1 pseudogene is annotated in these 273 nt (G+C 65.2%); it reads left to right on the top strand.

From position 1 onward, the window contains the following. A pseudogene (locus ACM6IT_RS28030) lies at positions 1–273 on the top strand (RHS repeat protein); the annotation flags it as partial.

Here is a 273-nt window from a genome sequence, read left to right as displayed (position 1 = left end):
ATACCTGTGGTGGAACACCCTGGCCCAGGTCGAGCGCTTCCAGGATTGCTCGGGTAAAAACACCACCTACCGCTTCGACGAGCGCCAGCATCTGGTCGCCGTCACCGACGCGCTGGGCCAGACCACCACGCTGGAACGCAAACCCGACGGCGAAGTGCTGCGCATCAATCATCCGGACGGCAGCGCCGAGTCCTTCACCTACAACGCCCTCGGCCAGGTGCTCAGCCATACCGACGGCAAAGGCCAGACCACGCGCCTGCTACGCACCGCCCG

Origin of the sequence: Pseudomonas sp. IT-P4, from assembly GCF_949767755.1 — a bacterium.
Taxonomy (GTDB): domain Bacteria; phylum Pseudomonadota; class Gammaproteobacteria; order Pseudomonadales; family Pseudomonadaceae; genus Aquipseudomonas; species Aquipseudomonas monachiensis.
The sequence above is the reverse complement of the archived record's forward strand: the minus strand, read 5'-3'. Positions and strand labels throughout refer to the sequence as shown.